Here is a 26,341-nt window from a genome sequence, read left to right on the forward strand (position 1 = left end):
AAATCTACTCCGCAGCGACGGCAGCTGGGCCGCCCCCGGGGTTGAAAGTATCGTGCTTACGACCCAATGCACGCAGACGCAGGCGATCCAGCGTGAGATAGACAACGGGAGTGGTGTAGAGCGTAAGCATCTGGCTCACGATCAAACCCCCAACAATCGTTATGCCCAGCGGTCGTCGCAACTCCGACCCCGTTCCTGTCCCAAATGCCAGCGGCAACGCCCCAAAGAGCGCAGCCATCGTCGTCATCAGAATAGGCCGAAAACGCAGCATGCACGCCTCAAAGATCGCGTCTTCCGTATTCATGCCACCCTCGCGCTCTGCCTGCAGCGCAAAGTCGATCATCATAATCGCGTTCTTCTTCACAATGCCGATCAGCAGCACAATCCCGATGATCGAAATAACGTTCAAATCCGTCTTGAAGAGCATCAGCGCCAGCATCGCGCCAACACTGGCCGAAGGCAGCGTCGAAAGAATCGTCAACGGATGCACCAGACTCTCGTACAAAACTCCCAGCACAATATAGACCGCAAGCAACGCCGTCAAAATCAGCAGGGGTTCGGTCCCCAGCGACTGCTGATACGCCAGCAGCGTTCCCGCAAAGAATCCATGCACCGAGGTGGGAGTCCCCAGCCGCTGCTGCATCTGCGCAATCTCAAGCGTCGCATCGCTCAATGACATCCCGGGAGCCAGATTGAACGACACCGTCACCGAAGGGAACAGCCCCGTGTGATTCAAAGAAAGCGGAGTCGTATTAGTCATAGATGTCGCCATCGTAAAGAGCGGGACGTTCCCGCTGGCCGTCGTGCTGCTGGTGCCGGAAGGATGAAAATAGATATTCTTCAATCCCTCTGGCGTCTGCCAGTACTCCGGCGCAACCTCCAGCACGACGTAGTACTGATTCAGTTGGGTATAGATGATCGAAACCTGCTGCTGCCCGAACGCACTGTACAGCCCCTGATCGAGCGACTGCGCCGTCTGGCCCAGCTTCGCCGCCGTCACCCGGTCGTACGTAAGCAGCTGATCCAGGCCCCCATTCTGCTGATCCGAGCTCACATCTTGAAACCCGGGCAGATGCATCATAGCTGTCAGCAGCTTGGGACCCCACGTCGAAAGATCCGTAACGTTATCCGCCTGAATCGTGTACTGATAGAGCGCGTTGCTCGATCGTCCGCCAATGCGAAGATCCTGTGAAGCCTGCAAAAACGCCGAGGCGCCCGTCACCCGGTTCAGCTTCGGCCGCAGCCGGTTGATAATATCCGGCGCCGTGATCTTGCGAAGGTTCAACGGCTTCAGCGCCACGAATATATTTCCTGTATTCGTAGCCCCGCCGCCACCCGTAAAGCCAATCACGTTTTGAACGGCCGGATCATTCTTCACGATATTTGCGACTTCCTGAAGTGCCATATTCATAGAAGCGAACGAAGCATCCTGCGGCCCCCGAACCGCCCCTGCCAGCGACCCCGTATCCTGCTGCGGAAAAAATCCCTTCGGAATCTTGATCACCAGAGCCACATTCAAAGCGATCGTCAACAGCAGTACAGTCAGAGTCAGCACAGGGTTTTCCAGCACCCAATGCAGGCTTCGCCGATAGAGCGAAAGCACCCAGTCGAAAAACCTCTCCGACGCCATGTAAATCCGGCCATGCTTCTTCGCGTGCTCGTTCCGCAGCAGATACGCGCACATCATCGGCGTCGTCGTCAGCGAGATCAGCATCGACACGAAGATCGCTGTAGAAAGGGTCACCGCAAACTCGCGAAACAGCCTCCCCACAATCCCGCCCATCAAAAGCAGGGGAATAAAAACCGCAACCAGCGAGATGCTGATCGACACCACCGTAAAACCAATCTCCTGCGCTCCCTTTAGCGCAGCGGCAAACGGAGTCATCCCGTTCTCGAGATGCCGCGTGATGTTCTCCATCACCACAATCGCATCGTCCACCACAAACCCGGTCGAGATCGTCAGTGCCATCAGCGAGAGGTTATCGATGCTGTAGCCAAACATGTACATCACCGCAAAGGTCCCAATCAACGAAACCGGAACCGCCACCGCGGGAATCAGCGTCGCTCGCCCATTCCGCAGAAAGACGAAAACCACCCCAATCACCAGCGCGATAGAGAGCAGCAGCGTTCGCTCCACATCACTCACCGACGCACGAATCGTCGTCGTGCGATCCAGCACAATCGTCGTATCGATCCCCTTCGGAATCGAGGCCTCCACCGACGGCAGCTCAGCCCGGATACGATCCACCGTATCAATAATGTTGGCCCCGGGCTGCCGAAAGATAATCAGCATCACAGCCCGCTTGCCGTTCAGATATCCCGCCGCACGCAGGTTCTGTGTCGAGTCGACCACATCTGCCACATCAGACAACCGCACCGCCGACCCGTTATTGTAACCAATAATGATCGGTTTATAGTCCTCCGCATGCGAGATCTGGTCATTCGCAACGATATCCGCTGACACGTCTCCGTTCGTGATCTGACCCTTCGCCAGGTTCGAATTCTGCAGACTCACCACCGACTGCACATTCGCCATCGTCATCCCAAAGCTCGCAAGCTTCGTCGGATTTACCTCAACCCGAACCGAGGGCAGCGCGCCTCCACCAGGATTGACCTGCCCCACTCCCTGGATCTGCGAAAGCTTTTGCTGCACCACCGTCGACGCTTCGTCGTACAACTTGTCCGGCCCATATTTATCCGACGTCAGCCCCAGAATCATGATCGGCGCATCCGCGGGGTTCACCTTGCGATACGTCGGATTTCCCGGAAGATTCGCCGGAAGATAAGTTCTCGCCGCGTTGATCGCCGCCTCGACATCGCGCGCCGCGCCATCAATATTCCGGCTCAAATCAAATTGAATCGTGATCGACGTCGTGCCGAGGCTGCTCGCAGAGGTCATCTCCGTCACCCCTGCAATATGCCCAAACTGCCGTTCCAGCGGGGTCGCCACCGACGACGCCATGATCTCGGCGCTCCCGCCCGGCAAACTCGCACCCACCGAGATCGTCGGAAAATCCACCTGCGGCAGTGGCGAAACCGGCAGCACATTGAACGCAATCGCCCCCGCAATCGCAATTGCAATCGTAAGCAGCGTCGTCGCCACAGGCCGATGGATGAATGGTGCAGAGATGTTCATGGCTGCTCCGCCGGCTCTAACTCGCCTCCGCCCTGCTCCGCCTTCTTCGACTTGCTCGAGAACCGATGCGAAAGATTGTCAAAGAAGATGTAGATCACCGGAGTCGTATAAAGCGTGAGCACCTGGCTTACCAGCAGGCCGCCCACCATGGCAATTCCAAGCGGCCTGCGCAACTCCGAACCGATACCATGCCCAAACGCCAACGGGAGACCGCCCAGCAGCGCAGCCATCGTCGTCATCATGATCGGACGAAAGCGCAGCAGGCACGCCTCATAGATAGCATCGGTCGAACTAAGCCCGCGGTGGCGCTCCGCATCAAGCGCAAAGTCGACCATCATGATTCCGTTTTTCTTAACGATGCCGATTAGCAGAACCAACCCGATAATCGCCACCACGCTCAGATCCTGGTGAAAGAGGATCAGAGAAAGAAACGCGCCAACACCCGCCGAAGGCAGCGTTGAAAGAATCGTAACTGGATGAATGAAGCTTTCGTAAAGAACACCCAGAACGATGTATACCGTCACCAGCGCAGCCAGAATCAGCAGCGGCATTCCCGAGAGCGAGTTCCGAAATGAAGCCGCAGTCCCCTGAAAATCCGCCTGCAGACTTGCTGGCATGTGCATGTCCTTCTGCACTTTTGTAATCTCGGTGATCGCGCCTCCCAGCGCAGCATTCGGCGCAAGATTAAACGAGACCGTAATCGCCGGAAACTGTCCCTGGTGAGTAATCGAGAGCGCCTCCGTCGTCGTCTCAAAGTGCGAAAACGCGCTGAACGGCACTGCATTATTGAACGTCGAACTCGTAGTACCAGCCGAAGTCGCGCCCTTGCTCGAGGTCGAATTCACAGTGCTCGAAGTGAGTGCATTGATCGGAGGAGCCAGCGTATTCGCAGAAGCCGTAAACAGTGCCGAGCCCGTCAGTGCGTTCGACCCCGCCGAGGTCGAGCCATTGCCCGAAGACGAAGTTGCCGCTGCACCCGTGGTCCCTGACGCCGAACCCGACCGGATATAGAGATGGTTCAGCTTATTCGGATCGAGCTGAAACTGCGGCTCGGCCTCCAGAATCACGTGATACTGATTCAACTGCGTATACATCGTGTTGATCTGCCGCTGGCCAAACGCATCGTAAAGCGTGTTATCGATCGTCGTCGGCGCCACACCAAGCCGCGAGGCCGTCGCCCGGTCAATCATCAGCGACACCGCCAGCCCGCCCAACTGCTGGTCCGTCGCAACATCCTCCAGTTCTGGCAACTCCTTCAACCGAGTTACAAATCGAGCCGTCCAGTCGTTCAGCTCGTTCTGATCCGGATCCTCCAGCGAGTACTGGTACTGCGTGCGGCTCACCCGGTCATCCACCGTAATGTTCTGCACCGGCTGCATAAAGATCTGAATGTCCTGCACATCCTTCAGCTTCGACTGAAGCCGTCGAATCACATCGGAGGCATTCAAATCGCGATCTTCGAGCGGCTTCAGGTTGATCGACATCCTTCCACTGTTCGTCGTGATATTTGTTCCATCCGCGCCAATAAACGAGGACAGGCTCTCGACAGCAGGATCCGCCAGGATCACCTTCGCCACCTCCTGCTGCTTGACCGCCATCGCCTTCGACCCAATCGTCTGGGGAGCCTGCGTGATTCCCTGGATCACGCCCGTATCCTGCACAGGAAAAAATCCCTTGGGAATAATGATGTACAGAAAGATCGTCAGCATCAACGTCGCAAGAGCAACCAGCAGCGTAATCGTCTGGTAGCGGAGTACAACCTTCAACGTCCGTCCGTAGAACGCAATCATCCGTTCAAAGACGTGCTCCGAGGCTCGATAGAAACGTCCCTGCTGCGCTTCAGGATTGTGTTTTAAAATCCGCGAAGCCATCATCGGCGTCAGCGTCAGCGAAACCACCGCAGACACAACGATCGTCACCGCCAGCGTCACCGCGAACTCACGGAACAGACGGCCCACAACATCTCCCATGAACAACAGCGGAATCAACACCGCAATCAAAGAGACCGTCAGCGAAAGAATCGTAAACCCGATCTGCTCCGCGCCCTTCAGCGCCGCCTCCATCGGCGTATCGCCCTCTTCCAGATACCGCGAGATATTCTCCACCATCACAATCGCGTCATCGACGACGAACCCCGTCGAGATCGTCAGCGCCATCAACGACAGGTTATCCAGGCTGTAGCCAAGCGAGTACATCGCCGCAAAGGTTCCAATCAGTGACAGCGGCACCGCCACACTTGGAATGATCGTTGCATACAGATTTCGCAGGAACAGGAAGATGACCAGCACTACCAGCCCGATGGTCAGCATTAGTTCAAACTCAACATCGCTCACCGACGCCTGAATCGGGGTCGTAAGGTCAGTCAGCGTCGTCACCTCGATGCCCTTCGGCAGATTGGCCTCGAGCTGCGGCAGCAACTTCTTGATGCTCTTGACCACGCTGATCGTGTTTCCACCCGGCTGGCGCTGCACATTCAAAATCACCGCAGGCGTCTGGTTCATCCACGCAGCCTGCGTCGTGTTCTCAACGCCGTCAAGAATGTGCGCTACATCGGTCAACATCACTGGCGCGCCATTGCGATACGCAACCACCACACTCCTGTAGTCCTTGCTGGTCACAAGCTGATCGTTCGCGTCGATCTGGTAGTCCTGCCGCGGCCCGTCGAAGTTTCCCTTCGCAGCATTCACGCTGCTCTGGCTGACCGCCGTACGCAGATCCTCAAGGTTGATGCCGTACGACGAGAGCGCCGTCGGATTCGCCTGAATCCGCACCGCAGGCTTCTGTCCGCCGCTGATGCTCACCAACCCAACCCCGCTCAGCTGCGAGATCTTCGGTGCCAGCCGCGTATCCACCAGATCCTCCACCTGGGAGAGCGGCACCGTCTTCGAAGTAATCGCCAGCGTCAGCACCGGCGCATCGGCAGGATTCGTCTTGCTGTAGATCGGCGGCGCAGGAAGGTTCGCAGGCAGAAAGCTCTGCGAAGCATTGATCGCCGACTGCACCTCTTCTTCCGCAATATCGATGTTCAAACTCAAATTGAACTGCAGCACCACCACCGAGGTTCCACCCGAACTGCTGGAGGTCATCTGACTCAACCCCTGCAACTCGCCGAACTGGCGCTCCAGCGGAGCCGTCACCGTCGTCGCCATCACCTGCGGACTCGCGCCCGGATAAAACGTCAGCACCTGGATCGTCGGATAGTCGACCTCAGGCAGCGCCGACACCGGCAACTGCGTGTAACTCACAATACCGACTAGCAGAATCGCAGCCATCAACAACGACGTTGCGACCGGTCGCAAAATAAACGGACGGGATGGACTCAAGGAGCGCTACTCCCAGCCGTCGCTGCCGCAGGAATCGGCTTATTCGACACGCTGACCTTCGAATTGTCCTGCAACTTGTCAAAGCTGCTGTTGGCAACCACGTCCCCGGGATTGATCCCGGTCACCTGCGCGGTCTCGCCCTCGACCACCCCCGGCTTTACCGAGCGCATGTGCGCCGTATTATTCTGCAAAACATAAACAAACGACGCCGTGCCGTTATGCTGAATCGCGGATGTCGGAATCAGCGTCGCTCCCTGCAGCGTATTCACCAGCAGCCGCGCATTCACAAACTCATTCGGAAACAGCGCCGAATCCTTATTTTCAAACGTCGCCCTAGCCTTCACCGTCCCTGTCGTCGTATCGATCTGGTTATCCAGCGTCAACAACGTCCCCGTTGCAATCTGCCTCAACGCCGCGCGATCAAATGCCTCGACAGGCAGCTTCGCCTGCTGACGAAGCCGCGGCTGAATCTGCCCCAGGTTGTCCTCCGGCACCGTAAAGATCACCGTGATCGGCTGTATCTGCGTAATCACCGCAAGCGTGGTCGTTCCCGAGGCCTGCACCACATTTCCCGGATCGACCAGCCGCAGCCCGACCCTTCCCGAGATCGGCGCCCGAATATGACAGTACCCAACCTGAATCTGGTCGAACTTCACCGTCCCTTCATCGTTCTTCACCGTGCCCGCATCCTGCAGCACAATCTTCTCCTGGTCATCCAGCGTCTGCTTCGGAATCGCATTCCTCGACCACGCATCGCGATATCGATTAAGATCCATCGTCGCCTGCGCCAGCGTAGCCTGATCGCGCTCCAGTACACCCTGCGCCTGCATCAGCGTCGCCTCAAACGGCCGCGGATCGATCTCAATCAACGGATCGCCCTTCCGCACAACCTGGCCCTCCTTGAAGCGCACCGCGACAACCGGCCCCGTTACCTGGCTTGTAATCGAAGCCGTATAAACCGGAGTCACCGTCCCAATCGCATCGATGTACACGCCGATGTTGCCCTTCTGTGCGGTTGCGGTCGTTAGCGCCACCGCCCCACCCCCGGCCCCCCGCTTCGGAGCAGCGCTCGTGCTCGAATCTTCGTGATGCCGCAACACCAGAAAGAAACCAATAGCAAAGATCAGCAGCAATACGACCCATACAATAACCCGAAGCAGCTTACTTCGAGACGAGGTCGGAGGAGGAGCCGGAAGTTGATGATCCGGCCCAACGATGGGGTGCTGTTCATGCGATTCGGCTGGCAATACGTCTCCCTTGCCACATCAGAGAATTTTTTTTGGACAGAAAATGTGCAGCAGGTCCCTAATCCTATCGACGGATGAGCCCGTACAAAGACTCAGCTTCGGCCCACGCAATCGTCAACTTTTATCTGATCGACAGCTCAATAAGCAATGACTCCTCAATGAGATGCCTGCAAAATCCCACACGATGTCCCCAGCCTTCCCCTTCCCGCGACTCTCCCATTGAGCCCACCGCCCCCAGCATGGTATGATTACAAAATCGGCAGACTACCCTTCACTGGGTAGCGGTCAGGAGCGACCCCGCTCCCAGTACCACCCTTCCCGACCCCGTTTTGAGGCTTCTTTCACTCAGGCGCACGTCCCCGGGAATCTTCTGCGACTCAGGATTGGAGCACTTCGTCATGGCACAAAAATGTGATCTTTGCGGCAAAGGCCCGCAGTTTGGCAACAACATCTCTCACGCCCACAACACCACCCGTCGTCGTTGGAACGTGAACCTCCAGCCCGTCAAAGCCCAGGTCAACGGTGCCAGCAAGCGCATGCGCGTCTGCACCAGCTGCATCAAGACCGGCAAAGTCGTAAAAGGCTAACCAGCTCTAACCTGCAGAAACAGAATGCCCCAGCCGCGTCTCAGCCGGCTGGGGCATTTCCTGTTTTTCAGCTCAATTTACTGCTTCTAAAATCACTGTTTCTCGAATCCCAGCGAAGCACTATTGATGCAGTACCGCATCCCCGTAGGCTTCGGACCATCCGGGAATACATGCCCCAGGTGAGCCCCACAGGTCGCACACTGCACCTCCACCCGCCTCATCCCAAGCGAATTGTCCTCGATCGAAACAATCGCGTCCGTCGAAACCGGGTTCCAGAAGCTCGGCCATCCGCTCCCCGACTCGAACTTCTTATCCGAGGTAAACAGCGGCGCATTGCAAGCCCCGCAGTGATACACCCCGTCCTCATGGTTATTCACCAACACCCCGGTAAACGGACGCTCCGTCCCGCCCTCACGCATCACATGAAACTGCTCCGGAGTCAGCAGCTCCCGCCACTCCGCCTCCGTCTTATGAACCTTCTCACCCTTTGTCACTTCGGCCATCGTTCCGACCTCCTACCTCTTTAGATGCCCAGCCACCCATTATGTTTCAGGCGGCACCCTTCACGATCACTTCAATCTCCACCAGCGCATCCTTCGGCAGACCGGCCACCGCCACCGTCGACCGCGCCGGCGGAACCACGCCCTCTGGCGCCAGGTACCTCGCATAGACCTCGTTCATCGCCGCAAAGTCCCCCATCGACTTCAAAAACACAGTCGTCTTCACCACATGGCTCAGATCAAGCCCAGCCTGCGCCAGCACCGCCTTCACATTCTCCAGCGCCCGCACCGTCTGTTCCACAATCCCCCCGGCAACCATCTGCCCCGTAGCCGGATCCAGCCCAACCTGCCCCGACGCAAACAACATATCGCCCACCCGAACCGCCTGCGAGTATGGGCCAATCGCCCCCGGCGCCTCTTTCGTCGAAACCGCCGTCTTCCCCTGATCGCTCAAAAGTTCACTCATGCCGCTAAGTCTATCCCGTTCCTTAGCTCGTTGAAAATCATCCGCCTGCGTGTAGCATGGCTGCCATGCGCCTTCTTCTTCGCTCCCTCGCCATGGTGGCTCTTGCTCTGTCGATCGCGACTCTCTCTCCCATGGCTCATGCTGCCGACAAACTGAATGGCTTCTACTCCGGCAGCGGCGGCCTCTCCCGGGATGTCCACCGCGTCGTCCTCATCGAATTCGCGGCAGACGGCAGCGCCATCGTCGAGCAGAACTGGCATGAAAAAGATCCCCAAATCTGGCACACACAGTGGAAGCGCAATAAAAACCTGATCACCCTCACCTTTGACCCTGCCAGCGACAAACCCATCCCCGAACCTCTGGTCTTCACCTTCAAACACGGCACTCTCACCGCAACCTCATGGGACGCCACCACCCTTGGCGTGCTCGGACCGCCCAAACTGACACCCTTCGGCGGCAAAGTCCCTCAGGTCACCAGCGTCGCCAGCTGCCAATCGCTCAACACAACCGACCCCAGAGGGAACTGCATTACCTGGGACTCTCGTCGCTAACAACATCGCCCCGAGGCACCCTCCACACGGCAAGACCTGCTCGAGATCCATCTCAATCTATTGATGGATATCCCGCCAAACTTCAAATCAGTATGCTCCCTCAATGGCGATCCCGACTGAACCCATCGGCAGCATCCCCCGTCCACCTGCATTGCTCGAAGCCTCCGTCGCCTTCCACAACCAGCAAATCAGCAATAAGGCGCTTGAAGAAGCCACCGCCGAGGCACTCCGCGACACCATCCAGCGATTCGAGCAAACCGGATCCCCCATCCTCACCGACGGCGAACAGACCAAGCCCAGCTTCGCAACCTATCCCCTCTCCGGGCTCACCAATCTCGCCCCGGACGGAGTCACGATCCCCTTCGCCGACGGCCACGTCCGTCAGCTACCTCGCCTCACCGCAGGTCCCTTCCGCTACGGCGTTCACGCTGCCAGCTACCTCAACGCAGCTCGTCGCTACACCCGGCTCCCAATAAAACAGGCCGTCATCTCCGCCTCTGCCCTGAGTCTGCTCTACCCCTCGGCGGGCATACCGGGCTATCCTCGCGAAGAGTTTCTGGCCGACCTCATCGACGAAGCTGCCGCCGACATCCGTGGCGCCCTCCAGGCCGGAGCAGCCTCTGTCCAGATCGACTTCACCGAAGCCAGGCTCTCCCTCAAACTCGATCCCTCAGCCGGCTTACTGCGCAGCTTCATAGCCCTCAACAATCAGGTCCTCGAACGCTTCACCCCCGACGAGCGCCTTCGCATCGGAGTTCACGTCTGTCCCGGAGGCGATCACGACTCCACCCACAGTGCTGAGGTGGACTACTCGAAGTTGCTACCTGACCTCTTCCAGTTGAACGTCGGGTGCTTCTATCTCCAGATGGCCAGCGAACCCGACAGGAAACGAATCCTCCAACTGGTACGCCAGCTCCTTCAACCGAATCACACCATCTTCATCGGCGTCATCGACCCTATTGACCCAGAAATCGAAACCCCGGCGCAAGTGCGTGATCGCGTCCTCGAAGCGGCTTCCTTCCTCCCGGCAGCACAGCTCGGAACCACCGATGACTGCGGCTTCGCTCCCTTCGCCGATGACACCTCCACCGCTCGTGACCTTGCCTTCAGCAAAATTCGGGCCAGAGTCGAGGGCACCGAACTTGCCGCGCGGGAACTTGGCCTCTCCTAGAACCACCCGTTCTCGCTCCAATGAAAATCCATCACAATTAACCAAAATTGGAGCGCTTGGCGATCTCCATAAATCCACCCGTCCAGCGGAACATTCCCCTCACTCCTTCGTACTCTGTTTGCATGAGTGCGACCCCATCGGCAACTCTTGCGCCAAAACAAGACCGAACCCCATCTCTCCTGACCTCCGGAACCGCCATCATCGTCTACGTCGCCTTGGTGCGTCTCGTCCTCTACTTTTTTGCCGGACCACGCTACGGATACTTTCGCGATGAACTCTACTACCTGGCCTGTGGGGAGCACCCCGCCTGGGGATACGTCGATCAGCCGCCACTCATCGGATGGATCGCCTGGCTCCTCCAGCACACCATCGGACCTCGCTTTGGGCTCTGCGTCTCCTGCCAGCCCTTGCCGGTGCTGCCACCATCCTTCTTGCCGGCCTCCTCGCACGCGAACTAGGTGGCCGCCGCTGGGCGATGTTCCTCGCCTCACTTGCAGCGTTGATGGCCCCCGTCTCCCTCGCCCTGTCCCACCTGTTCACCATGAACGCCTTCGATCCCCTGCTCTGGGCCGCGATCGCATATCTCGTCGTGCGTATCGCGAAGACCGGCAACGAGCCCCTCTGGCTTGCCGTCGGCGCACTTGCAGGTGCCACGATCCTCAACAAGTACGCCGTCATCTTCTGGCTCTCGGGGCTGATTATCGGCGTCTGCCTGACGCCTCTTCGTCAAAGTCTGCGTCATCGCTGGTTTTGGTTCGGCTGCGCCCTGGCAGCGGCCATCGCTCTCCCCAACTTCCTCTGGCAGTGGCAGCACCACTTCCCATTTCTCCAGCTCATGCCAATGTCCGAAAGAGTGGCCGCGACATTCTTCTCTCCCCGCTGCCTTTTCTCCAGGCCCAGGCACAGATGCTTGGCTTTGTCGCCGCGCTGCTCGTACCCTTTGCGCTTCTGTTCTTCTTCTCCAGGCAGGGCCGCCCGTATCGCGCCCTCGGATGGGCCTACCTCGTATTTCTCGCCGAAATGATGATTCTTCACGGCAAAATGTACTACGTCGCCCCCGTATACCCCATCATGTTCGCCGCCGGTGCAGTCTGGATCGAAGCCGTCACAGATTCCACCCTCTGGATCTGGGTCAAACCCGCTCTCGCGCTCGCAATCCTCGCCGTCGGCGGCATCTACGCTCCAACCATCCTGCCCATCCTCACCGTGCCTGACTTCCTCGCCTACGAGCACAAGACCGGCATCGAGCAACAGAAGTTCGAAAATATGCCACAGGGGGTTCTCCCGCAGTTGTACGCCGACATGTTCGGTTGGGAGCAGATCGCCCAGCGAGTGGCCGTGTACTATCACAGCCTCTCGCCGGAGGAACAACAGAAGACCGCCATCTTCGCCAATAACTACGGCGACGCCGGAGCCATCGACTTCTTCGGACCAAAGTACGGCCTCCCCAAATCCATCGGAGTTCATCAGAACTACTGGATCTGGGGACCCCGTAGCTACACCGGCGAGAGCATCATCGTCCTCGGAGAGGGCAATGAGCGCAACATGCAGACAAAATGCACCAGCTATTCGATTGTCGGCAATACGGAGTACCCGCTCTCCCGCCGCGATGAATGGGGACCCATCTATCACTGCCGCGGATTCAAGCGGAACCTGCAAACGATCTGGCCGGACCTCAAGCGTTGGAATTGAGCATCGACTCTATGCCGCGCAGCCGGGCCAACAGACCCGCCTTTTCGTCTACCCAAATCAAAAGTCACCGCATGACAAATCCATAAATATTTCTTTCTTACGCCCGCACTCCTGCTAAATCAGTCATATATTGGGTGCGAGGTGAACAACATGGGAATTATGGATATGATCCAATCGCTCGCCGGTCAGACTGGAGCCGCAGCCGGCACCGATCAGGCTAAAGTTGCAGGTGGCTTCATTGAAGCTCTCACCCAGCACCCCGAAGGTATTCAGGGCGTTCTCGACGCCTTCAAGAACAACGGAATGGCCGAGCACGTCAACAACTGGGGCGCAGGTCAGGCCACCACAGCCACTCCCGAGCAGGTCCAGCAGGGCCTCGGCGGAACCGGCCTCATCGAGGCCACTGCAGCCAAAGCCGGCGTCTCGCCTCAGATCGTTCAGGTAGCCCTCGCCACCGTCCTGCCTATGGTCATTCAGCACTTCGCTCCCAACGGACAGGCCGCGCCGACTAGCTCTATGGGCAGCATGGCACAGAGTCTCCTCAGCAAATTCGTCTAAACCGCAAGGTCGAAGCGGAACAACTTCGCGGGATCATTTTCAGGAGCGCAAGGGGCCACCGCGCTTCCTCCCAACAGCATCAACCAAACAGTCAGCCAAGCTGACAAGGAGAACCATGCCATGGCAGATCTAGACGCATTGAAACAGAAGTACGCCGGTGTCATTGCATCCCTGCAGAAGTTCGCCCCCTACGGAGCCACCCTCGATGCAGTCGACCTCGACGGCGAGAAGCTCCACATCAAAGGCAGCGTTCCCTCCCGCGTCATCCTCGAGCGCGTATGGGACGAGATCAAAAAGGCGGACCCCACCTACGCCGACCTCCACCACGAGATCACCAACACCGGCGGAGACACCCAGGCCTACACCATCAAATCCGGCGACACCCTCGGCGCCATCAGCCAGCTCTTCTACGCCACCGCCAGCAAATATACTCAGATCGCTCAGGCCAACAACATCTCCGACCCCAACAAAATCCAGGCCGGTGCCACCCTTCAGCTCCCCGTCATCACCTAGCGCAAAGTCATTTAGAGCAACGCCGCGGTGGTTAGAGCAACGCTGCGGTGGGGTGTAGAGTCGCCTTCGCTTTCTTGTTTGTCATTCCCGAAGGGAATCTGCGTCCGCAGTCTCTATACCCTCATAAAATCACCGGTAGCCTCATGTCTCGATTCTGAGACATGGGGCACACGGCCAAGCCACCTCCGCAAGGGCAGCCTCAAAAATCCTGTCAAGCCCCCTCCCCACGAAAACCCGCGCCAATTCTGAAGATTCGCGTGGCGTATGAGTTAGTCTCCATCCGTTATACTGGACTAATAGAATGGAGAGCCCCGGAGACCACTCCGGGGTTCTCCAGTTTAACCAGTAACTCCTTTATTTCTTATATTTTGCAGGCAAGTCATCTAAAATCAATATTTTACAGGCATGCCATGCCGCTAGGCCACTGATTGTAAACAGTTTACGCCCAAGATACCCGGGAGGGGGGGGTTACCCCGCTAGCCCGGGATCGTCGAAGCCGCAGCCACCTCAACCCGGTTTCTGCCCGCGGACTTCGCTTGGTAGAGCGCCTGGTCGGCCGCATCCACCAGCATCGTCGCAGCCGAATCATGCCCCAGCATCTTCGTCGCGCAGCCGATACTCACCGTCACCACCCCGCTAGGACTGCCCGAGTGCGGCAGCCCAAGCAACTCCACAGTCCGGCGAATCTGTTCAGCGACCAGCTGCGCGCCGCTGCTCCCGGTGTTCGGCAGCACGGCCACAAACTCCTCGCCCCCATACCGGGCGAACAGGTCCGACGACCGGTGGATCACCTCCTGCGCCGCCATGGCAATCTGGCGCAGGCAGCTGTCGCCCATCACATGCCCGTAAAGGTCGTTGTAAGGTTTGAAGTGATCGACATCGATCATCAACACCGAAATCAGCGAGCCATCGCGCATAGCCCTGCGCCACTCCAGGTCCATCTTCTCCTCGAACCGCCGCCGGTTTGCGACGCCAGTCAAGCCGTCAGCCATCGCAAGATTCTCCACCAGCCGGAAGGCGCGGTTCAGCTCCTCCTCGGCAGCCTTGCGAGCAGTTACATCCCGCACCACGTTGACGAACCCGATAGGCTCCCACGTCGTCTCGTCGTGATAGAGCCGCAGGCTCGCCTCCATCCAGACATACCTGCCATCCTTTCCCGCACACCGGTAGATCAACGGCTCGACCGGCTCCCCCTCACGACAGGCCCGCATCATCGCCTCCACCGCCACAATATCGTCAGCATGGACAATCTGGTGGTGGGTCCGGCCGATCAGCTCCTCCGGCTCCCACCCCAGCACGGTAAAAACAGCTGGAGAGACGTACCGCCTCGCGCCAGCGAGGTCCGAGAGAACAATCACATCGTTTGAAGCCTCAGCCAAAAGACGAAATAGCGTCTCGCTGGCCTTCAGGTTGACCTGCAGCCTCTCACGCTCGGAGATCACTACCTCAACGACATAAAGCACCAGCATCGAGACCGCAACGAAGAACTGCAGCAGCAGATCACCAGTCAGCGGCGAGCCCGCATGCACCAGCGCGATCGGACCCCGTCCCCGAATCGTCAGGTAGCCGCCGACTATCGACACGATCAACAGCCCAAGCGCCGATCCTGCCAGGCGCAGGCGAGCGCCAAGCAGTAGCAGCACAGGCAGCAGCAGGAACAGAAGCGGAAACCGCGTCTGCCAGAAGACACCCACCGTCGTCGCGAGCAGAAGCATCAGGAGCCCAGTAACCTCCAGCCGCGACCGGCCGGGAAACCGCTCCCTCTCCCGGAACGACAGGTACAGCGGCGTCATCACCGCAATGCCCAGCGCATCCGCCACAAACCAGTGTCTGGCTGCGATAAACCTCGGCAGCGCATGGAGGCTCGAGATGCTCAGCTGTGCCAGCACCGAAGCAATCGCCGGCGCGAGCACAACGCCATACGCCAGCAGCCGCAACAGCTGCCTCCGCTGGGTAAGGTCTGGATTGGGTGAGATCGTCCGATACGTCAGCGCCGCCGCGATGCCCACCTCCAGCATGTTGCACCCGGCAAGATAGATAGAGATACCAGGCGCAAACGACAGCGATAGATTGAGTCCAAGGTCGACAGCGAAACCTACCGCCAGATAAGCCGCCCACTGTCGACGCCTCGAACATAGGAGCACCCCCAGCAGCAGGCCGTTCGAAGGCCACAGGATCGTCGCCCCGCCAATGTCCCAGCTCCGAATATTCAACAGTAGCGCCGCATAGCCCAGGCACACAAGCACCAGCGCGACCGTCGTCAGTCGCCACAGAGACGAGACGCGATCCTCTACGGCCTCATTGAGAGAACCAATACCCATAACCAGCCCGGAGCCACCTTATCGGCAAACGCAGCGTTTCGCTTTATTGCCTTTCATCGGACTCCTAGTATGCTCCTTCCTGAAAGTTCAACCATCCAACGAACGATCTCGAACCCTGTTGTTCACCTGGGCGATCGAAGCCTCAGTTCGTGTTTGCCGCAGCGGCGTCCAGCTCGCCGGCAAAGTAGCTCTCGCGAAAGCGGATTCGCGCCTCAGGATAATCCGGAATCTTGACCCGTATCCTGTGCATTCCCGATGCCGGCTCACCGTTCGCCTCGGCGTGGGGCTGAAAGCTCAACAGATAGTAGTTATGCACGTGATTGGAGAGCTGATGCAGGCCTTCGTCGAAGCCTCGCTGCGTGGTGAAGTTGATGTACTCGCCGCCCGAGAGCGCAGCCAGCTCATGCGCCGCATTCTTCTTCAGGGCGTTCACCGCCATCACCAGAAGGCCGATCGGCCCGCTACCGCCGCCATACTTCAAATCACTCATAACCTCCGTCTTTCCTGGCCCAAACGCCACAGAGTCGACGACCGTATTGGTTCTCCCAAGTGCAGCAACTACCTCGGCCGGCTTAGCTGTGCTGCCGTGGTCACGGGTCTCGCTGATCAGCAGAATCGCGTGACGATATTGGTTCTGGCGCGCTTCAAGCAGCTTCGTCGCATACGCGACGGCGTCGAGGGTTGAGGCTTCGGGATCGTCGCAGGGTTCAAGCTGCGAGAGTGCGCGGCTCATAGCGTCGACGTTGTTGGAGAATTTGCCGAGCAGCAGCGGTGCGGAGCCGTACGTGACGATGGCGACCTCGCGCGGGGCATCGCCGGCGATGCCATCGATCATCGAGCCCAGGCCGCTTAGCTTGGGGTACTCATAACCAGCGGCGCGGCTGCATTGGACGACGACGACGAGCGACAGGCCGAGGGAGTCGGTGTCCTCATCGACGCGCACCGCCTGCGGAACTCCATTGTCTTCAACGACAAACTGCTCCGGCTTGAGCTCGTAGATCATCTCGCCGTGTTTGGTCTGGACGGTGGTTGGGATCAGAACCACGTTGGATTGGGTTTTGAGGGTGTAGCTCTGGCTGTCCGCCGGCGCCTGAGCCAGGGCTGGAAGCGTGGCGCACAGCAGAAGGGCGAGGAGGAGAGACCGCATCCCTCAAGTCTAAACGGAGGAAATTTTGCATTTTGATTGGGAAAAAATGGTTTGTGGTGAGGGGGTGGCTTTTGTTGGGGTTTTGCGCTTTTGTGGTGTTTTGCGATGGTTAAATCGTGGTGTGATCGTGGTGACTTGTGTGGCTGACGTGGTGTTTTAGCCGTCACTTTTCTGCAACCGAAAGATGCGCCACAAATCTCAACTTTATTTTCGGACTTGCCGGTTTACTTTCTGCCTCCCGGGCGGTCGAAAGAAAATTTTCCCATTTGCGTCCACACGACAGGAATCTCTACTGCCTCGCGGCGACTTACTTCAGAGTCACTCATCTAAGTTATAGTCCGAGGGTGGCTGTCTGACCTCCCCCTGGAACGAGAATTGAACCGAAAGTTGACTTGATGACTACGACCCCTGCTATTGCTTCACCCTCCCCTGCGATGACCTCCCCTGCGACGACCTCAGCTCTCACGTATCCTACTGCCCGCAAGGTGGAGCAGACGGACGACTACTTTGGCACTTCGGTCAGCGATCCTTACCGATGGATGGAGGATGTCGACTCCGCCGAGTTGAAGGTCTGGGTGGATGCCGAGAATGAACTGACACAGAGCTATCTTGCGGAGGTCCCCTCTCGCGAGGCGATGCAGAAGCGGCTGATGGAACTGATCGACTTCGAGCGATACACCGCTCCCGCGCGGCGAGGCGAGCGATACTTCTACTCGCACAACAGCGGGTTGCAGAATCAGAACGTCATCTACTGGCACGAGGGGCTGGAGGGTGAGCCGAAGGTGCTGCTCGATCCGAATATCTTCTCGGCCGATGGCACGGTTGCGATCAGCGGCCTCAGCATCACCGACGATGGATCACTGGCAGCGTACTCGATCGCGGACGCAGGCAGCGATTGGGTGAAGTGGCATGTGCGCGATGTCACCACCGGCAAGGACCTGCCCGATATCGTCGAGTGGTCGAAGTTCAGCGGGGCCGCGTGGCTCAAGGACGGCAGCGGCTTCTTCTACGAGGGCTACGACGCGCCTGCGGCTGAGGCGCTGAAGGCTGCCAACTACTTTCACAAGGTGTTCTTTCACAAACTGGGTACACCGCAGAGCGAGGACAAGCTCGTCTTCGACCGTCCCGACGACAAGGAGTTGAATCTCGGGGCGAACGTGACTGATGACGGGAGATACCTGGTGCTCTATCAGAGCAAAGGCACAAGTCCGAACAACGAGATCGCCATCAAGAATCTTCAGCAGCCCGAGTCTGCGACTCTGCGGCTGATCGAAACTGCGGATGCCACCTACGCACCGATTAACAACGACGGCTCTCTCTTCTGGCTGCTCACAACGCTCGATGCTCCTAACGGTAAGGTCATCTCCATTGACCTGAATCATCCTGAGCGCGAACACTGGAAGACGGTAATTCCCGAGAGCAAAAACAAGCTGAGCGACATCTCGATCATCGACAATACGTTTATCGCGAACTATCTTGCCGATGCGCAGAGCCTGATCGAACTTCGCAGTCTTGATGGTCAGTTGATCGAACGGCTGAAGCTGCCCGCGATCGGCACCGCCTACGGCTTCGGCGGACTGCGCGAGGATACCGAGACCTTCTACCAGTTCACCAACTTTACGACGCCGGGCACGATCTACCGACTGGATATGAAGACGCGCCAGTCAACCATCTATCGACAGCCGAAGTTGTTGTTCGATCCGGCGCTCTATGAGACGACGCAGATCTTCTACACCAGCAAAGATGGCACGCGTGTGCCGATGTTTCTCAGCCACAAGAAGGGCCTTATGCTCGACGGCAGTGCGCCGACACTACTGTATGCGTATGGCGGCTTCAATGTGCCGTTGATGCCGGAGTTCTCTTCCGCGCATGTGATGTGGATGGAGATGGGCGGGGTCTACGCACAACCCAGCCTGCGAGGCGGCGGCGAGTATGGCGAGGCATGGCACGAGGCCGGAACGCGGCTGAAGAAGCAGAACGTCTTCGACGACTTCATCGCTGCGGCAGAGTGGCTAATCGCGAACAGGTACACCTCGGCGGCGAAGCTGGCCATCTCCGGCGGAAGCAACGGCGGTCTGCTGGTGGCGGCCTGTGAGCTGCAGCGGCCGGATCTCTTTGGCGCCGTAGTCGCACAGGTTGGTGTGATGGATATGTTGCGCTTCGATAAGTTCACCATCGGCTGGGCGTGGAAGGAGGAGTATGGATCTCCTTCAGAGAACGCGGAGGAGTTTGCCGCGATCTACAAGTACTCGCCGCTGCACAATATTCGGCCGGGCGTGGCCTATCCGGCGACGTTGATTACCACGGGCGACCACGACGACCGAGTCTATCCGGCGCACAGCTTCAAGTACACGGCAGCTCTGCAGGCGGCACAAGGCGGCACGAATCCGATCCTGATTCGGGTGGAGACGCGGGCGGGGCATGGGGCGGGGATGCCGCTGAGTAAGAGAATTGAAGCGACGGTAGATCAGTACGCTTTTCTGGTACGAGAGTTAAACCGGTAGAGACTGTCCTGCCGGACGGGCTCACTACGCGTGGGGCGGTCACTTCGTGACTTGTATACCCCTTCGGTTGGTCCTCCCGTTGGTCGGAGAAGAAGCTATTCCCGACCAACGGGAGGGCCACGCGAAGCTTTAAAAAGGCGTGCGAACGCCCGCCCCACGCGCAGTGGGCCCGTCCGGCAGGACAGTCTTAAGAGATGTTTTTGCGAAGGAAGACTGTCGCCTGGGGGTTGTCGTTGTAGCGTTCGCATGGGACGTAGCCGCGTCTCCGATAGAGAGCAATTGCAGTCTTCAGACCGTCGTGGCTATCAAGGTAGATCCAACGCAATCCTCTGCTTCGGGCGAACTCCTCCAGCGCATCCATAAGCTTGTCTGCGATGCGATGCCCGCGGGCGGCCGGCTGCACGTAGAGCCGCTTGCACTCGCCGGCAAACGGAATGGTGGTCATCTTTCGCAGCAGGACGCAGCCAACTGGCTTGTCTTCCAGGAAGGCGAGCCACACGCCGGAGGAGGCGCCGTTGATGATCTGCTGGATCGAAGGGAGCGTATCGCGTACCACGACGTTGATCGCATCGTAGTACTCCTGCAGAAGTTGAAGCACCTCGTCGCTGCACTTCGATACGCGAACGATGCGCAGGGAAGATTCTTTCGGCCGACTCATGATGGAGCGAACCTTCGAGAGCGAATCAAGCAGCACCTCGCGGTCGGGGGAATTAATGTCTGCGAGCATTTGCTGTATTTGTAACTCAGACTGTTCGTTGAGCTTTGCTACGGCTCTGGCTCCGGATGGCGAGAGGGTAAGCAGCCTTTCGCGGCCGTCGTGCTTTGAGGAGACCTGGCGCACCAACCTTCGCCGTGTGAGCAGAGCGAGGCATCGACTGATGTATCCGGCGTCGAGGCCGAGCGTGTTGCGTAATGAGGACGCAGTCTGTCGGGGATTGGCTCCGATCTCATAGAGGATCCGCGCCTCCGTCAGCGAAAACTCCCCGTCCAGATGCCGCTTTCTCAGCAAGCCCAGCCGCGCGGTGTAGAAGCGGTTGAACTCTCGTACTGCGGAGACCTGATTCGGTTCGTCGAGGTTGGTGCCAACCATAGGAGGAGTTTAAGATTAAATAGTTGCTAAAAGCAAGTATCTAGATTTCTGATGACACGGCCGTTGAATCTTGTGGAGTGGTTGGGGCATTTCGGCAGGTAATAACCAATTACGCAATACAGCTTGCGGCACCCGACGGCGGGATTCAATTTTTTATCGCTATTTTTGCGGCGATACTGGGTTTGTCCTGCTTTCGGGGTATATCCAAATACCCAGCATTTGTGGTGATCCGGCGGAGAAATGTGAATCCGGGGACATCGCCTACGCGTCTTAATAAATACGTAGAAAGGTCGCTCTATGAAACTGAGAATTTCTATCGCGTTCCTACTGGCACTGGTTCCTGCACTCGCTTCGGCAGCACCAAAGCAGCCCGCAGCGCATCTGCGGCCACAGGGGTATCACGACCGCGCCCCGAAGGCTCACATTGAACACTCATACCCGCACCACGCGTAAACGAGTGTTCTTCGCTGCCGCTGAGTTGAGATAAAACCAACTTAGGTCAGATCGAATCGACCTTCGACTCACGCGCCTTCCGAATAAATACCGCTAGTTTTTCCGGGCTTTTTCTGCCCGGCACCGCCTCCACACCACTTGCGACATCGACCCCCCAAGGATTGAGCCCCTGGATAGCCTCCGCTACGTTTTCGGCGCGGAGGCCACCTGCCACAATGAGCTTGAGCTGAGGCGGGGCTTCGTCGAAGATGCTGCGCGCGATGTCCCAGTCAAACGAGACGCCAGTGCCCCCGAGGACTGCGCCTACCTTCGAATCGATCAGAACACGATCTACTAAGCCGTCAGCTGCAATCTTGCGCAGCTCCGAGGCTACGATCACTGCGCTGGCGGCGTCGGCATCGACTTGCCAGTGAATAGTCTGGATGAGGGAGACCTGCCCGGCGAAGAGCTTGTGGAGGCGATGCAGAAGGGCGAAGTCGACGCCGCTGTGGAGCTGCACTGCGGTGAGACCGGCCTCATGGGCTGCGCGCGCGATCTCGTAGGCATCGACTGCGTGGAAGACGCCTACGCGCTCGACGGTGGATGGAAGATGCGGCGTAATCTTTGCGACCTCGGCAGAGGTGACGCGGCGCGGGCTGGGGGCGAAGACGAAGCCGAGCGCATCGGCGCCAAGTTCGGCGGCTAGTTTTGCATCTTCGAGGTTAGTGTTGGCGCAGATCTTAATCCACATGAGGTTGGCCGGCTTCGCTCGCGTGCCTTCTGGTTAGATGTCGGAGGAGTACTCACGATCCAGAAGGGTAGCGAGCGCGGCTGCGGGGTTGGGCTGCCGCATGAGAGTCTCGCCGATGAGGAAGGCATCATATCCGGCGGCCCGCAGCCTGGCGATATCTTCCGCAGTGCGGATGCCGCTCTCGGCTACGGTGACGACGTCTTTCGGTACGGATGCGGCGAGCTCGAAGAGAACTTCGGTGCGTACGGAGAAGGTGCGCAGATCGCGGCTGTTGACACCGATGAGGTCGAAGCCCAGAGCGACGGCGCGTTCCATCTCTTCACGGTCGTGGGTCTCGCAGAGGACGTCGAGGCCGCGGGAGCTGGCTTCGTCGCGCAGATCGCTGAGCGCCTCGTCGCTGTGCGCGGAGACGATGAGCAGGATCGCATCGGCTCCGTAGGCGCGGGCTTCGAGGATCTGGAAGGGATCGAGGATGAAGTCCTTGCGGAGGCAGGGAATGTCGACGACGCTCGATGCCTGTTCGAGGTAGGCGAGCGAACCCTGGAAGAACTCCTCGTCGGTGAGGATGGAGAGGGCAGCGGCGCCGGAGGACTCGAAGGTCTTGGCGAGGGTGGCAGGATAGAAGTTGCTGCGGATGAGGCCCTTGGAGGGAGAGGCTTTTTTAATCTCGGCGATGATGGCGGGGCCATTTTTTGCAGCTGCCTGGAGGCCGGCACGGAAGCCGCGGGGGATGTGGGCGGCGGCCATGCTCTCAAGCAGCCCAAAGTCCGCGACCGCCTTGCGAGCTCTTACCTGTAGGAGCGTGTGCGCAAGAATCTGGTCGAGCTGAGTGGGCATAGTCCCCTTGCGATGGCCTTGTGGTCAGCTCCGGATGCGACCGGTTCGACCAACACTCGGCTGTCGTTGGCGGCTATTGAAAGCTGCCTGCCTGCAACCGAGGTTGAAACTTTGGTGCCGAAGGGGGGACTCGAACCCCCACACCCTTGCGAGTACATGGACCTGAACCATGCGCGTCTGCCAATTCCGCCACTACGGCACGGTGTCATTCGCCCCACCGCAAAGGCCGGAGCACGCTAACCGCGAGTCTCTAGTTTTACAAACGCGACAGCTGCTGTCAATGTTGTCGCTGCCAGTGTGGCGCAGGTTTCCGGGAGGCGGACATCCCCCGAAGAAGGAGACGTCCGGAGTGGGGACCTTGCGCATCCAATAACGAAACATGGTTCAATGCAGGATCGGAGATTGCGAGTCTTCTTCCCGGCAACCGCGTCTAGATCCTAAGGAAGGCTGACCCATTTCCATGAACGAACCGAAGGCTCCCTCCCAGGGGACAAACGTTGAAAAGATTCCGGAAGATATCTCAGTCGAGATGCGCAGAATCGCACACGATCTGAGCAATGCACTCGAGATTATTGTGCAGACGAGCTATCTGCTGAGCACCACCGAGCTGAAAGAACCGGCTTCGGACTGGCTGCGGATGCTCGATGGTGGCGTGGAAAAAGCACTGAAGCTCAATCTGTCGCTGCGCACTTACATCAAGGAACACACCACAAGCTGATACGCAAAGCTGCGAGATCAGGGCTTCGTTCGACGACGTGCAGGCTTCGACTTGGCGGACGCCTTTGTCGCCTTCTTCGCGATAGCTTTTTTGACGATAGCTTTCTTGACGACGGGCTTCTTTCGGATTGGCGTCTTCGCGGTAGCAGCCTTCTTGGCCGGCGACGTTCTATTGGCAACCTTCTTCGCAACCGCTTTCTTGATAACTGCTTTTTTGGCGACCGCTTTCTTGACGGCTGCTTTCTTTTTGCCAATCGCCTTAGCAGCAGCGGGGTTCGACGCGGTTAACGTCAAGCCAAGAGTGGCCAACTTTCGCTCGTGAGAGGCGATCAGGTCTTCAATCTGCTGGAGGAGTATCCGCGTATGCATGGGCTTGACCAGAAGTTGATCAGCGCCCATCTCCTGCCAGTCCTCTTCGGCGACAGGGAAGGCTGTCAACAACGCAACCGCGGGATGGTAGTTGGCCAACCGCGCGGCCTTGATCACCTCGATACCGGCAACATCGTGCTCCATGCGCATGTCGGTGATCAGCATCTGATACTCGCGGGTGTGCAGCTTCGAGATGCCCTCGCGCGCGGAGGCGGCTGTGTCCACATCGAAGCCGCTGATCTCCAGCACAGCCTTCAGGGTCAGCAGAACAGCGACTTCATCATCGACCAACAGAATACGGCGTCTCATTCAGTTCCCTTTCGAAGGCTTCCGTGCAAACATACATGATCGAGCGCACGATTCCAAAGCGGAAGGGTCCCGACGTTGAAGAGTCCTGCACTGGAAGGCTCCCACTCGAAGCCCACAACGTTCGATCTTCTTCGCTGATTACAGGGGGCTTGGTGCGCGAAGTGTTATACTTCACGTTGCGGTGCAACCTTTCGTAAGATTTGCATCTAAACCCTAAACAACGCATAGCGGCTGAGAAAATCCGCTGTGGAGGCGACTTATTCCACCAATTGATAAACGTTCCGCCAAGTCTTTTATCCGCACCAACGAACGCATCCGCGCCCGCGAGATTCGCGTCATCGACGAAAATGGCGAACAGCTCGGCGTCATGGCTCCCTTCGACGCCCTCAAGATGGCCCGCGAGCGTTCGCTCGATCTGGTAGAGATCTCACCCAACGCCGTTCCCCCTGTCTGCAAGATTCAGGACTACGGAAAGTTCCTCTACGAGAAAGACAAGAGCGACCGCGCTGCCCGCAAGAAACAGAAGGTCATCGTCATCAAAGAGGTCAAGTTCTCCGTGACCGTGGACGAGCACGACTATCAGACCAAGAAGAACCAAGCTGTCCGTTTCCTGGGAGAGGGCGACAAGGTCAAGGCCTCACTGCGCTTCAAGGGCCGCCAGATGGCGCATCGCGACCTTGGCTATAAGATCATAAACCGCCTCATTTTGGATATCGGCGATGCCGGACTGGTGGAGTTCATGCCCCGCATGGAAGGCACCACGCTCCATGCCATTCTGGCTCCGTCCAAGAAGGTTGAGGCTGCCCCAAAGAAAGCTGCCTCCTCAGCCACTCCGGCTTCCGGCTCCAAGGCCGCCGAACCTGTAGCTCCAACGCCTGCTCAAGCCTAAGCAACACTCCTTCTGCCATCGGTTTTAGGCTGAGGCGGGTGCGCAAAACATTTCGGCTTCAAGAGAAGAAAAAAGTCCCATCAGACACCTTCATCTGATGGGACTTTGCTGTTTTTCCTAGTTGCCGCCGGCGCTTTCTCCGCGGCTGGCTCTGGCCCCGCCGAATCGGAAGTCTTCTAACTAAGAGCCAGCCACACGTTAGTGGCATCGAGCCTGACCGTGGCGACTCGCGCCCCGTGACAAAAGCTCTACCTAACAGGCCGTTCAACATTTGATCCCAGAATCGGCACGTCTACAAGCATCACCCATCCGTGAAGATGCTTACGTTACTTTAGTAATATAAACTGTTATATACTTTTTTATATAACTGATTCTATTAGACTTAGTCCAGTTTGTATCCTATGGTTACATCATCTGGTTTGTCCAGAGAAATCTTTTTACAGAAATACAACTTTGGGGGTATCTCGTTATGAAACATATCGTTCGCGCTTTTGTTGTCGTCCTCGTCCTCACCGGTGCAGCTGCCACAACCCAGACCTCCAACGCCTCCGCCAAGAACAAGGTAGTCGCCAGCCGCGTCAGTATGTTGCCCGTTCCAACCTGCGCTCCGAACGATCCTAATGCCTGTGGGATGATCGGTCGTTGATAGTGGTTTCCTTCTTTACAAGCTTATTTTCAGCCACTTACAAAAATAACTCTTAAGGGATCCCCATGAAACACATCGTTCGCGCTTTCGTCGTCGTCCTCGTCCTCACCGGTGTAGCTGCCACAACCCAGAACTCCAATGCCTCCGCGAAGAAAAAGGTAGTTGCCAGCCGCGTCAGCATGTTACCGGTTCCCACTTGTGCGCCGAGCGATCCAAATGCGTGCGGAATGAAAGGGCGTTGAGCAAAGGCACCTTTTTGCATAATTCAGGTATTTATTTCTTGTGTGCGCTACTGCATTAGGCTACGCTAGCTCTGTCGTTAAGGTACAGAGCCTATGAACGTATCCTCAGCAAGCTTAGTTTCGTTCCTTGAATACCTCGAGCCCCTACTTTGCCTGATTGTCATCACGTTTTTGGTTCGCGGCAAGAATGCTCGCCAGTTTGCGTATCTCACGGCACTCATGGGTGTGCGTCTGGTTTGTTCCCTAGCGTGCTTAAGCCTGATCTATGTCAGTGCACACTTTGGGATGGAACGTCATCTGGCATACCAGATTTACTTTTATGTTTATTGGTCCGGTTACGCTC

Annotated in this window: 24 protein-coding genes and 1 tRNA gene; 13 read left to right on the forward strand and 12 right to left on the reverse strand. The window is 57.9% G+C overall.

All coding sequences use genetic code 11. The features are described from left to right. Positions 1 to 4: 4 nt before the first annotated feature. The 3 genes from RBB75_RS06465 to RBB75_RS06475 are packed head-to-tail and all read right to left on the reverse strand — an operon-like array spanning position 5 to position 7,706. Positions 5 to 3,136, reverse strand: coding sequence for an efflux RND transporter permease subunit (locus tag RBB75_RS06465; protein ID WP_179640083.1), 3,132 nt, complete (start codon positions 3,134 to 3,136; stop codon positions 5 to 7). Continuing rightward, entirely contained in the window at positions 3,133 to 6,459 is a 3,327-nt protein-coding gene (locus RBB75_RS06470) for an efflux RND transporter permease subunit (RefSeq protein WP_179640084.1), read from the reverse strand. The genes RBB75_RS06465 and RBB75_RS06470 overlap by 4 nt, the downstream gene beginning before the upstream one ends. Continuing rightward, complete coding sequence (locus tag RBB75_RS06475; protein WP_353069935.1) at positions 6,456 to 7,706, reverse strand: efflux RND transporter periplasmic adaptor subunit; 1,251 nt, start codon at positions 7,704 to 7,706, stop codon at positions 6,456 to 6,458. Before RBB75_RS06475 ends, RBB75_RS06470 begins: the two co-directional genes overlap by 4 nt. A gap of 398 nt (positions 7,707 to 8,104) precedes the next feature. Here RBB75_RS06475 and rpmB point away from each other — a divergent pair, with 398 nt between their 5' ends. Then, positions 8,105 to 8,293: a 50S ribosomal protein L28 gene (rpmB, locus tag RBB75_RS06480; RefSeq protein WP_179640086.1), complete on the forward strand. Its 189-nt coding sequence runs from the start codon at positions 8,105 to 8,107 to the stop codon at positions 8,291 to 8,293. 92 nt (positions 8,294 to 8,385) lie between these two features. Here rpmB and msrB read toward each other — a convergent pair whose 3' ends face one another. Then, on the reverse strand, positions 8,386 to 8,796 hold the full coding sequence (gene msrB / locus RBB75_RS06485) for a peptide-methionine (R)-S-oxide reductase MsrB (RefSeq protein ID WP_353069936.1): 411 nt from the start codon (positions 8,794 to 8,796) through the stop codon (positions 8,386 to 8,388). A 46-nt stretch (positions 8,797 to 8,842) separates the two neighbouring features. Further along, entirely contained in the window at positions 8,843 to 9,259 is a 417-nt protein-coding gene (locus RBB75_RS06490) for a RidA family protein (RefSeq protein ID WP_353069937.1), read from the reverse strand. 65 nt (positions 9,260 to 9,324) lie between these two features. Here RBB75_RS06490 and RBB75_RS06495 point away from each other — a divergent pair, with 65 nt between their 5' ends. From RBB75_RS06495 to RBB75_RS06525, 7 genes are all read left to right on the forward strand, one after another. Then, positions 9,325 to 9,810, forward strand: a complete 486-nt coding sequence (locus RBB75_RS06495; protein ID WP_353069938.1) for a hypothetical protein — start codon at positions 9,325 to 9,327, stop codon at positions 9,808 to 9,810. A 103-nt stretch (positions 9,811 to 9,913) separates the two neighbouring features. Continuing rightward, positions 9,914 to 10,981 carry a cobalamin-independent methionine synthase II family protein gene (locus tag RBB75_RS06500; protein WP_353069939.1) on the forward strand — a complete coding sequence of 356 codons (1,068 nt, stop codon included), beginning with the start codon at positions 9,914 to 9,916 and terminating at the stop codon, positions 10,979 to 10,981. A gap of 122 nt (positions 10,982 to 11,103) precedes the next feature. Beyond that, on the forward strand, positions 11,104 to 11,439 hold the full coding sequence (locus RBB75_RS06505; protein WP_353069940.1) for a hypothetical protein: 336 nt from the start codon (positions 11,104 to 11,106) through the stop codon (positions 11,437 to 11,439). Continuing rightward, positions 11,322 to 12,005 (forward strand): glycosyltransferase family 39 protein, encoded by a 684-nt coding sequence (locus RBB75_RS06510; protein WP_353069941.1) that lies wholly within the window; start codon positions 11,322 to 11,324, stop codon positions 12,003 to 12,005. Before RBB75_RS06505 ends, RBB75_RS06510 begins: the two co-directional genes overlap by 118 nt. Continuing rightward, a complete protein-coding gene (locus RBB75_RS06515; RefSeq protein ID WP_353069942.1) occupies positions 11,888 to 12,673 on the forward strand; it encodes a hypothetical protein in 786 nt (261 codons plus the stop codon). Before RBB75_RS06510 ends, RBB75_RS06515 begins: the two co-directional genes overlap by 118 nt. A 150-nt stretch (positions 12,674 to 12,823) precedes the next feature. After that, positions 12,824 to 13,231, forward strand: coding sequence for a YidB family protein (locus RBB75_RS06520; RefSeq protein WP_179640091.1), 408 nt, complete (start codon positions 12,824 to 12,826; stop codon positions 13,229 to 13,231). A gap of 120 nt (positions 13,232 to 13,351) precedes the next feature. After that, on the forward strand, positions 13,352 to 13,744 hold the full coding sequence (locus RBB75_RS06525; protein ID WP_179640092.1) for a LysM peptidoglycan-binding domain-containing protein: 393 nt from the start codon (positions 13,352 to 13,354) through the stop codon (positions 13,742 to 13,744). A 476-nt stretch (positions 13,745 to 14,220) separates the two neighbouring features. Here the strand turns inward: RBB75_RS06525 and RBB75_RS06530 are convergent, their stop codons facing one another. Further along, positions 14,221 to 16,065 carry a bifunctional diguanylate cyclase/phosphodiesterase gene (locus tag RBB75_RS06530; protein WP_179640093.1) on the reverse strand — a complete coding sequence of 615 codons (1,845 nt, stop codon included), beginning with the start codon at positions 16,063 to 16,065 and terminating at the stop codon, positions 14,221 to 14,223. Between the two features lie 142 nt (positions 16,066 to 16,207). Beyond that, complete coding sequence (locus tag RBB75_RS06535) at positions 16,208 to 17,212, reverse strand: VWA domain-containing protein (RefSeq protein ID WP_353069943.1); 1,005 nt, start codon at positions 17,210 to 17,212, stop codon at positions 16,208 to 16,210. A gap of 395 nt (positions 17,213 to 17,607) precedes the next feature. On the opposite strand from RBB75_RS06535, the gene RBB75_RS06540 reads away from it, so the two are divergent. Then, positions 17,608 to 19,716 carry a prolyl oligopeptidase family serine peptidase gene (locus tag RBB75_RS06540; protein ID WP_353069944.1) on the forward strand — a complete coding sequence of 703 codons (2,109 nt, stop codon included), beginning with the start codon at positions 17,608 to 17,610 and terminating at the stop codon, positions 19,714 to 19,716. Positions 19,717 to 19,903: 187 nt separating this feature from the next. On the opposite strand, the gene RBB75_RS06545 is transcribed toward RBB75_RS06540, so the two are convergent. The 4 genes from RBB75_RS06545 to RBB75_RS06560 all read right to left on the reverse strand — a co-directional run bounded on the left by RBB75_RS06545 (position 19,904) and on the right by RBB75_RS06560 (position 23,025). Beyond that, positions 19,904 to 20,806 carry a bifunctional helix-turn-helix transcriptional regulator/GNAT family N-acetyltransferase gene (locus tag RBB75_RS06545; RefSeq protein WP_353069945.1) on the reverse strand — a complete coding sequence of 301 codons (903 nt, stop codon included), beginning with the start codon at positions 20,804 to 20,806 and terminating at the stop codon, positions 19,904 to 19,906. 499 nt (positions 20,807 to 21,305) lie between these two features. Next, positions 21,306 to 21,989 carry a phosphoribosylanthranilate isomerase gene (locus RBB75_RS06550; RefSeq protein WP_353069946.1) on the reverse strand — a complete coding sequence of 228 codons (684 nt, stop codon included), beginning with the start codon at positions 21,987 to 21,989 and terminating at the stop codon, positions 21,306 to 21,308. A gap of 33 nt (positions 21,990 to 22,022) precedes the next feature. Next, positions 22,023 to 22,826 carry an indole-3-glycerol phosphate synthase TrpC gene (gene trpC / locus RBB75_RS06555; RefSeq protein ID WP_353069947.1) on the reverse strand — a complete coding sequence of 268 codons (804 nt, stop codon included), beginning with the start codon at positions 22,824 to 22,826 and terminating at the stop codon, positions 22,023 to 22,025. Between the two features lie 112 nt (positions 22,827 to 22,938). After that, positions 22,939 to 23,025, reverse strand: a tRNA-Leu gene (locus tag RBB75_RS06560). A gap of 261 nt (positions 23,026 to 23,286) precedes the next feature. Here RBB75_RS06560 and RBB75_RS06565 point away from each other — a divergent pair. Then, positions 23,287 to 23,544: a hypothetical protein gene (locus tag RBB75_RS06565; protein ID WP_179640098.1), complete on the forward strand. Its 258-nt coding sequence runs from the start codon at positions 23,287 to 23,289 to the stop codon at positions 23,542 to 23,544. Positions 23,545 to 23,561: 17 nt separating this feature from the next. Here RBB75_RS06565 and RBB75_RS06570 read toward each other — a convergent pair whose 3' ends face one another. Further along, the gene (locus RBB75_RS06570) at positions 23,562 to 24,221 is read right to left on the reverse strand and encodes a response regulator (protein WP_353069948.1); all 660 of its coding nucleotides are present in this window, start codon (positions 24,219 to 24,221) and stop codon (positions 23,562 to 23,564) included. Positions 24,222 to 24,516: 295 nt separating this feature from the next. Here RBB75_RS06570 and infC point away from each other — a divergent pair, with 295 nt between their 5' ends. From infC to RBB75_RS06585, 3 genes are all read left to right on the forward strand, one after another. Next, entirely contained in the window at positions 24,517 to 25,110 is a 594-nt protein-coding gene (gene infC, locus RBB75_RS06575; protein WP_434557153.1) for a translation initiation factor IF-3, read from the forward strand. Positions 25,111 to 25,579: 469 nt separating this feature from the next. Continuing rightward, on the forward strand, positions 25,580 to 25,756 hold the full coding sequence (locus tag RBB75_RS06580) for a hypothetical protein (protein ID WP_179640100.1): 177 nt from the start codon (positions 25,580 to 25,582) through the stop codon (positions 25,754 to 25,756). A gap of 65 nt (positions 25,757 to 25,821) precedes the next feature. Further along, the gene (locus RBB75_RS06585) at positions 25,822 to 25,998 is read left to right on the forward strand and encodes a hypothetical protein (protein WP_353069949.1); all 177 of its coding nucleotides are present in this window, start codon (positions 25,822 to 25,824) and stop codon (positions 25,996 to 25,998) included. Positions 25,999 to 26,341: the final 343 nt, after the last annotated feature.

Origin of the sequence: Tunturibacter empetritectus (assembly GCF_040358985.1) — a bacterium.
GTDB classification, from domain to species: Bacteria; Acidobacteriota; Terriglobia; order Terriglobales; family Acidobacteriaceae; genus Edaphobacter; species Edaphobacter empetritectus.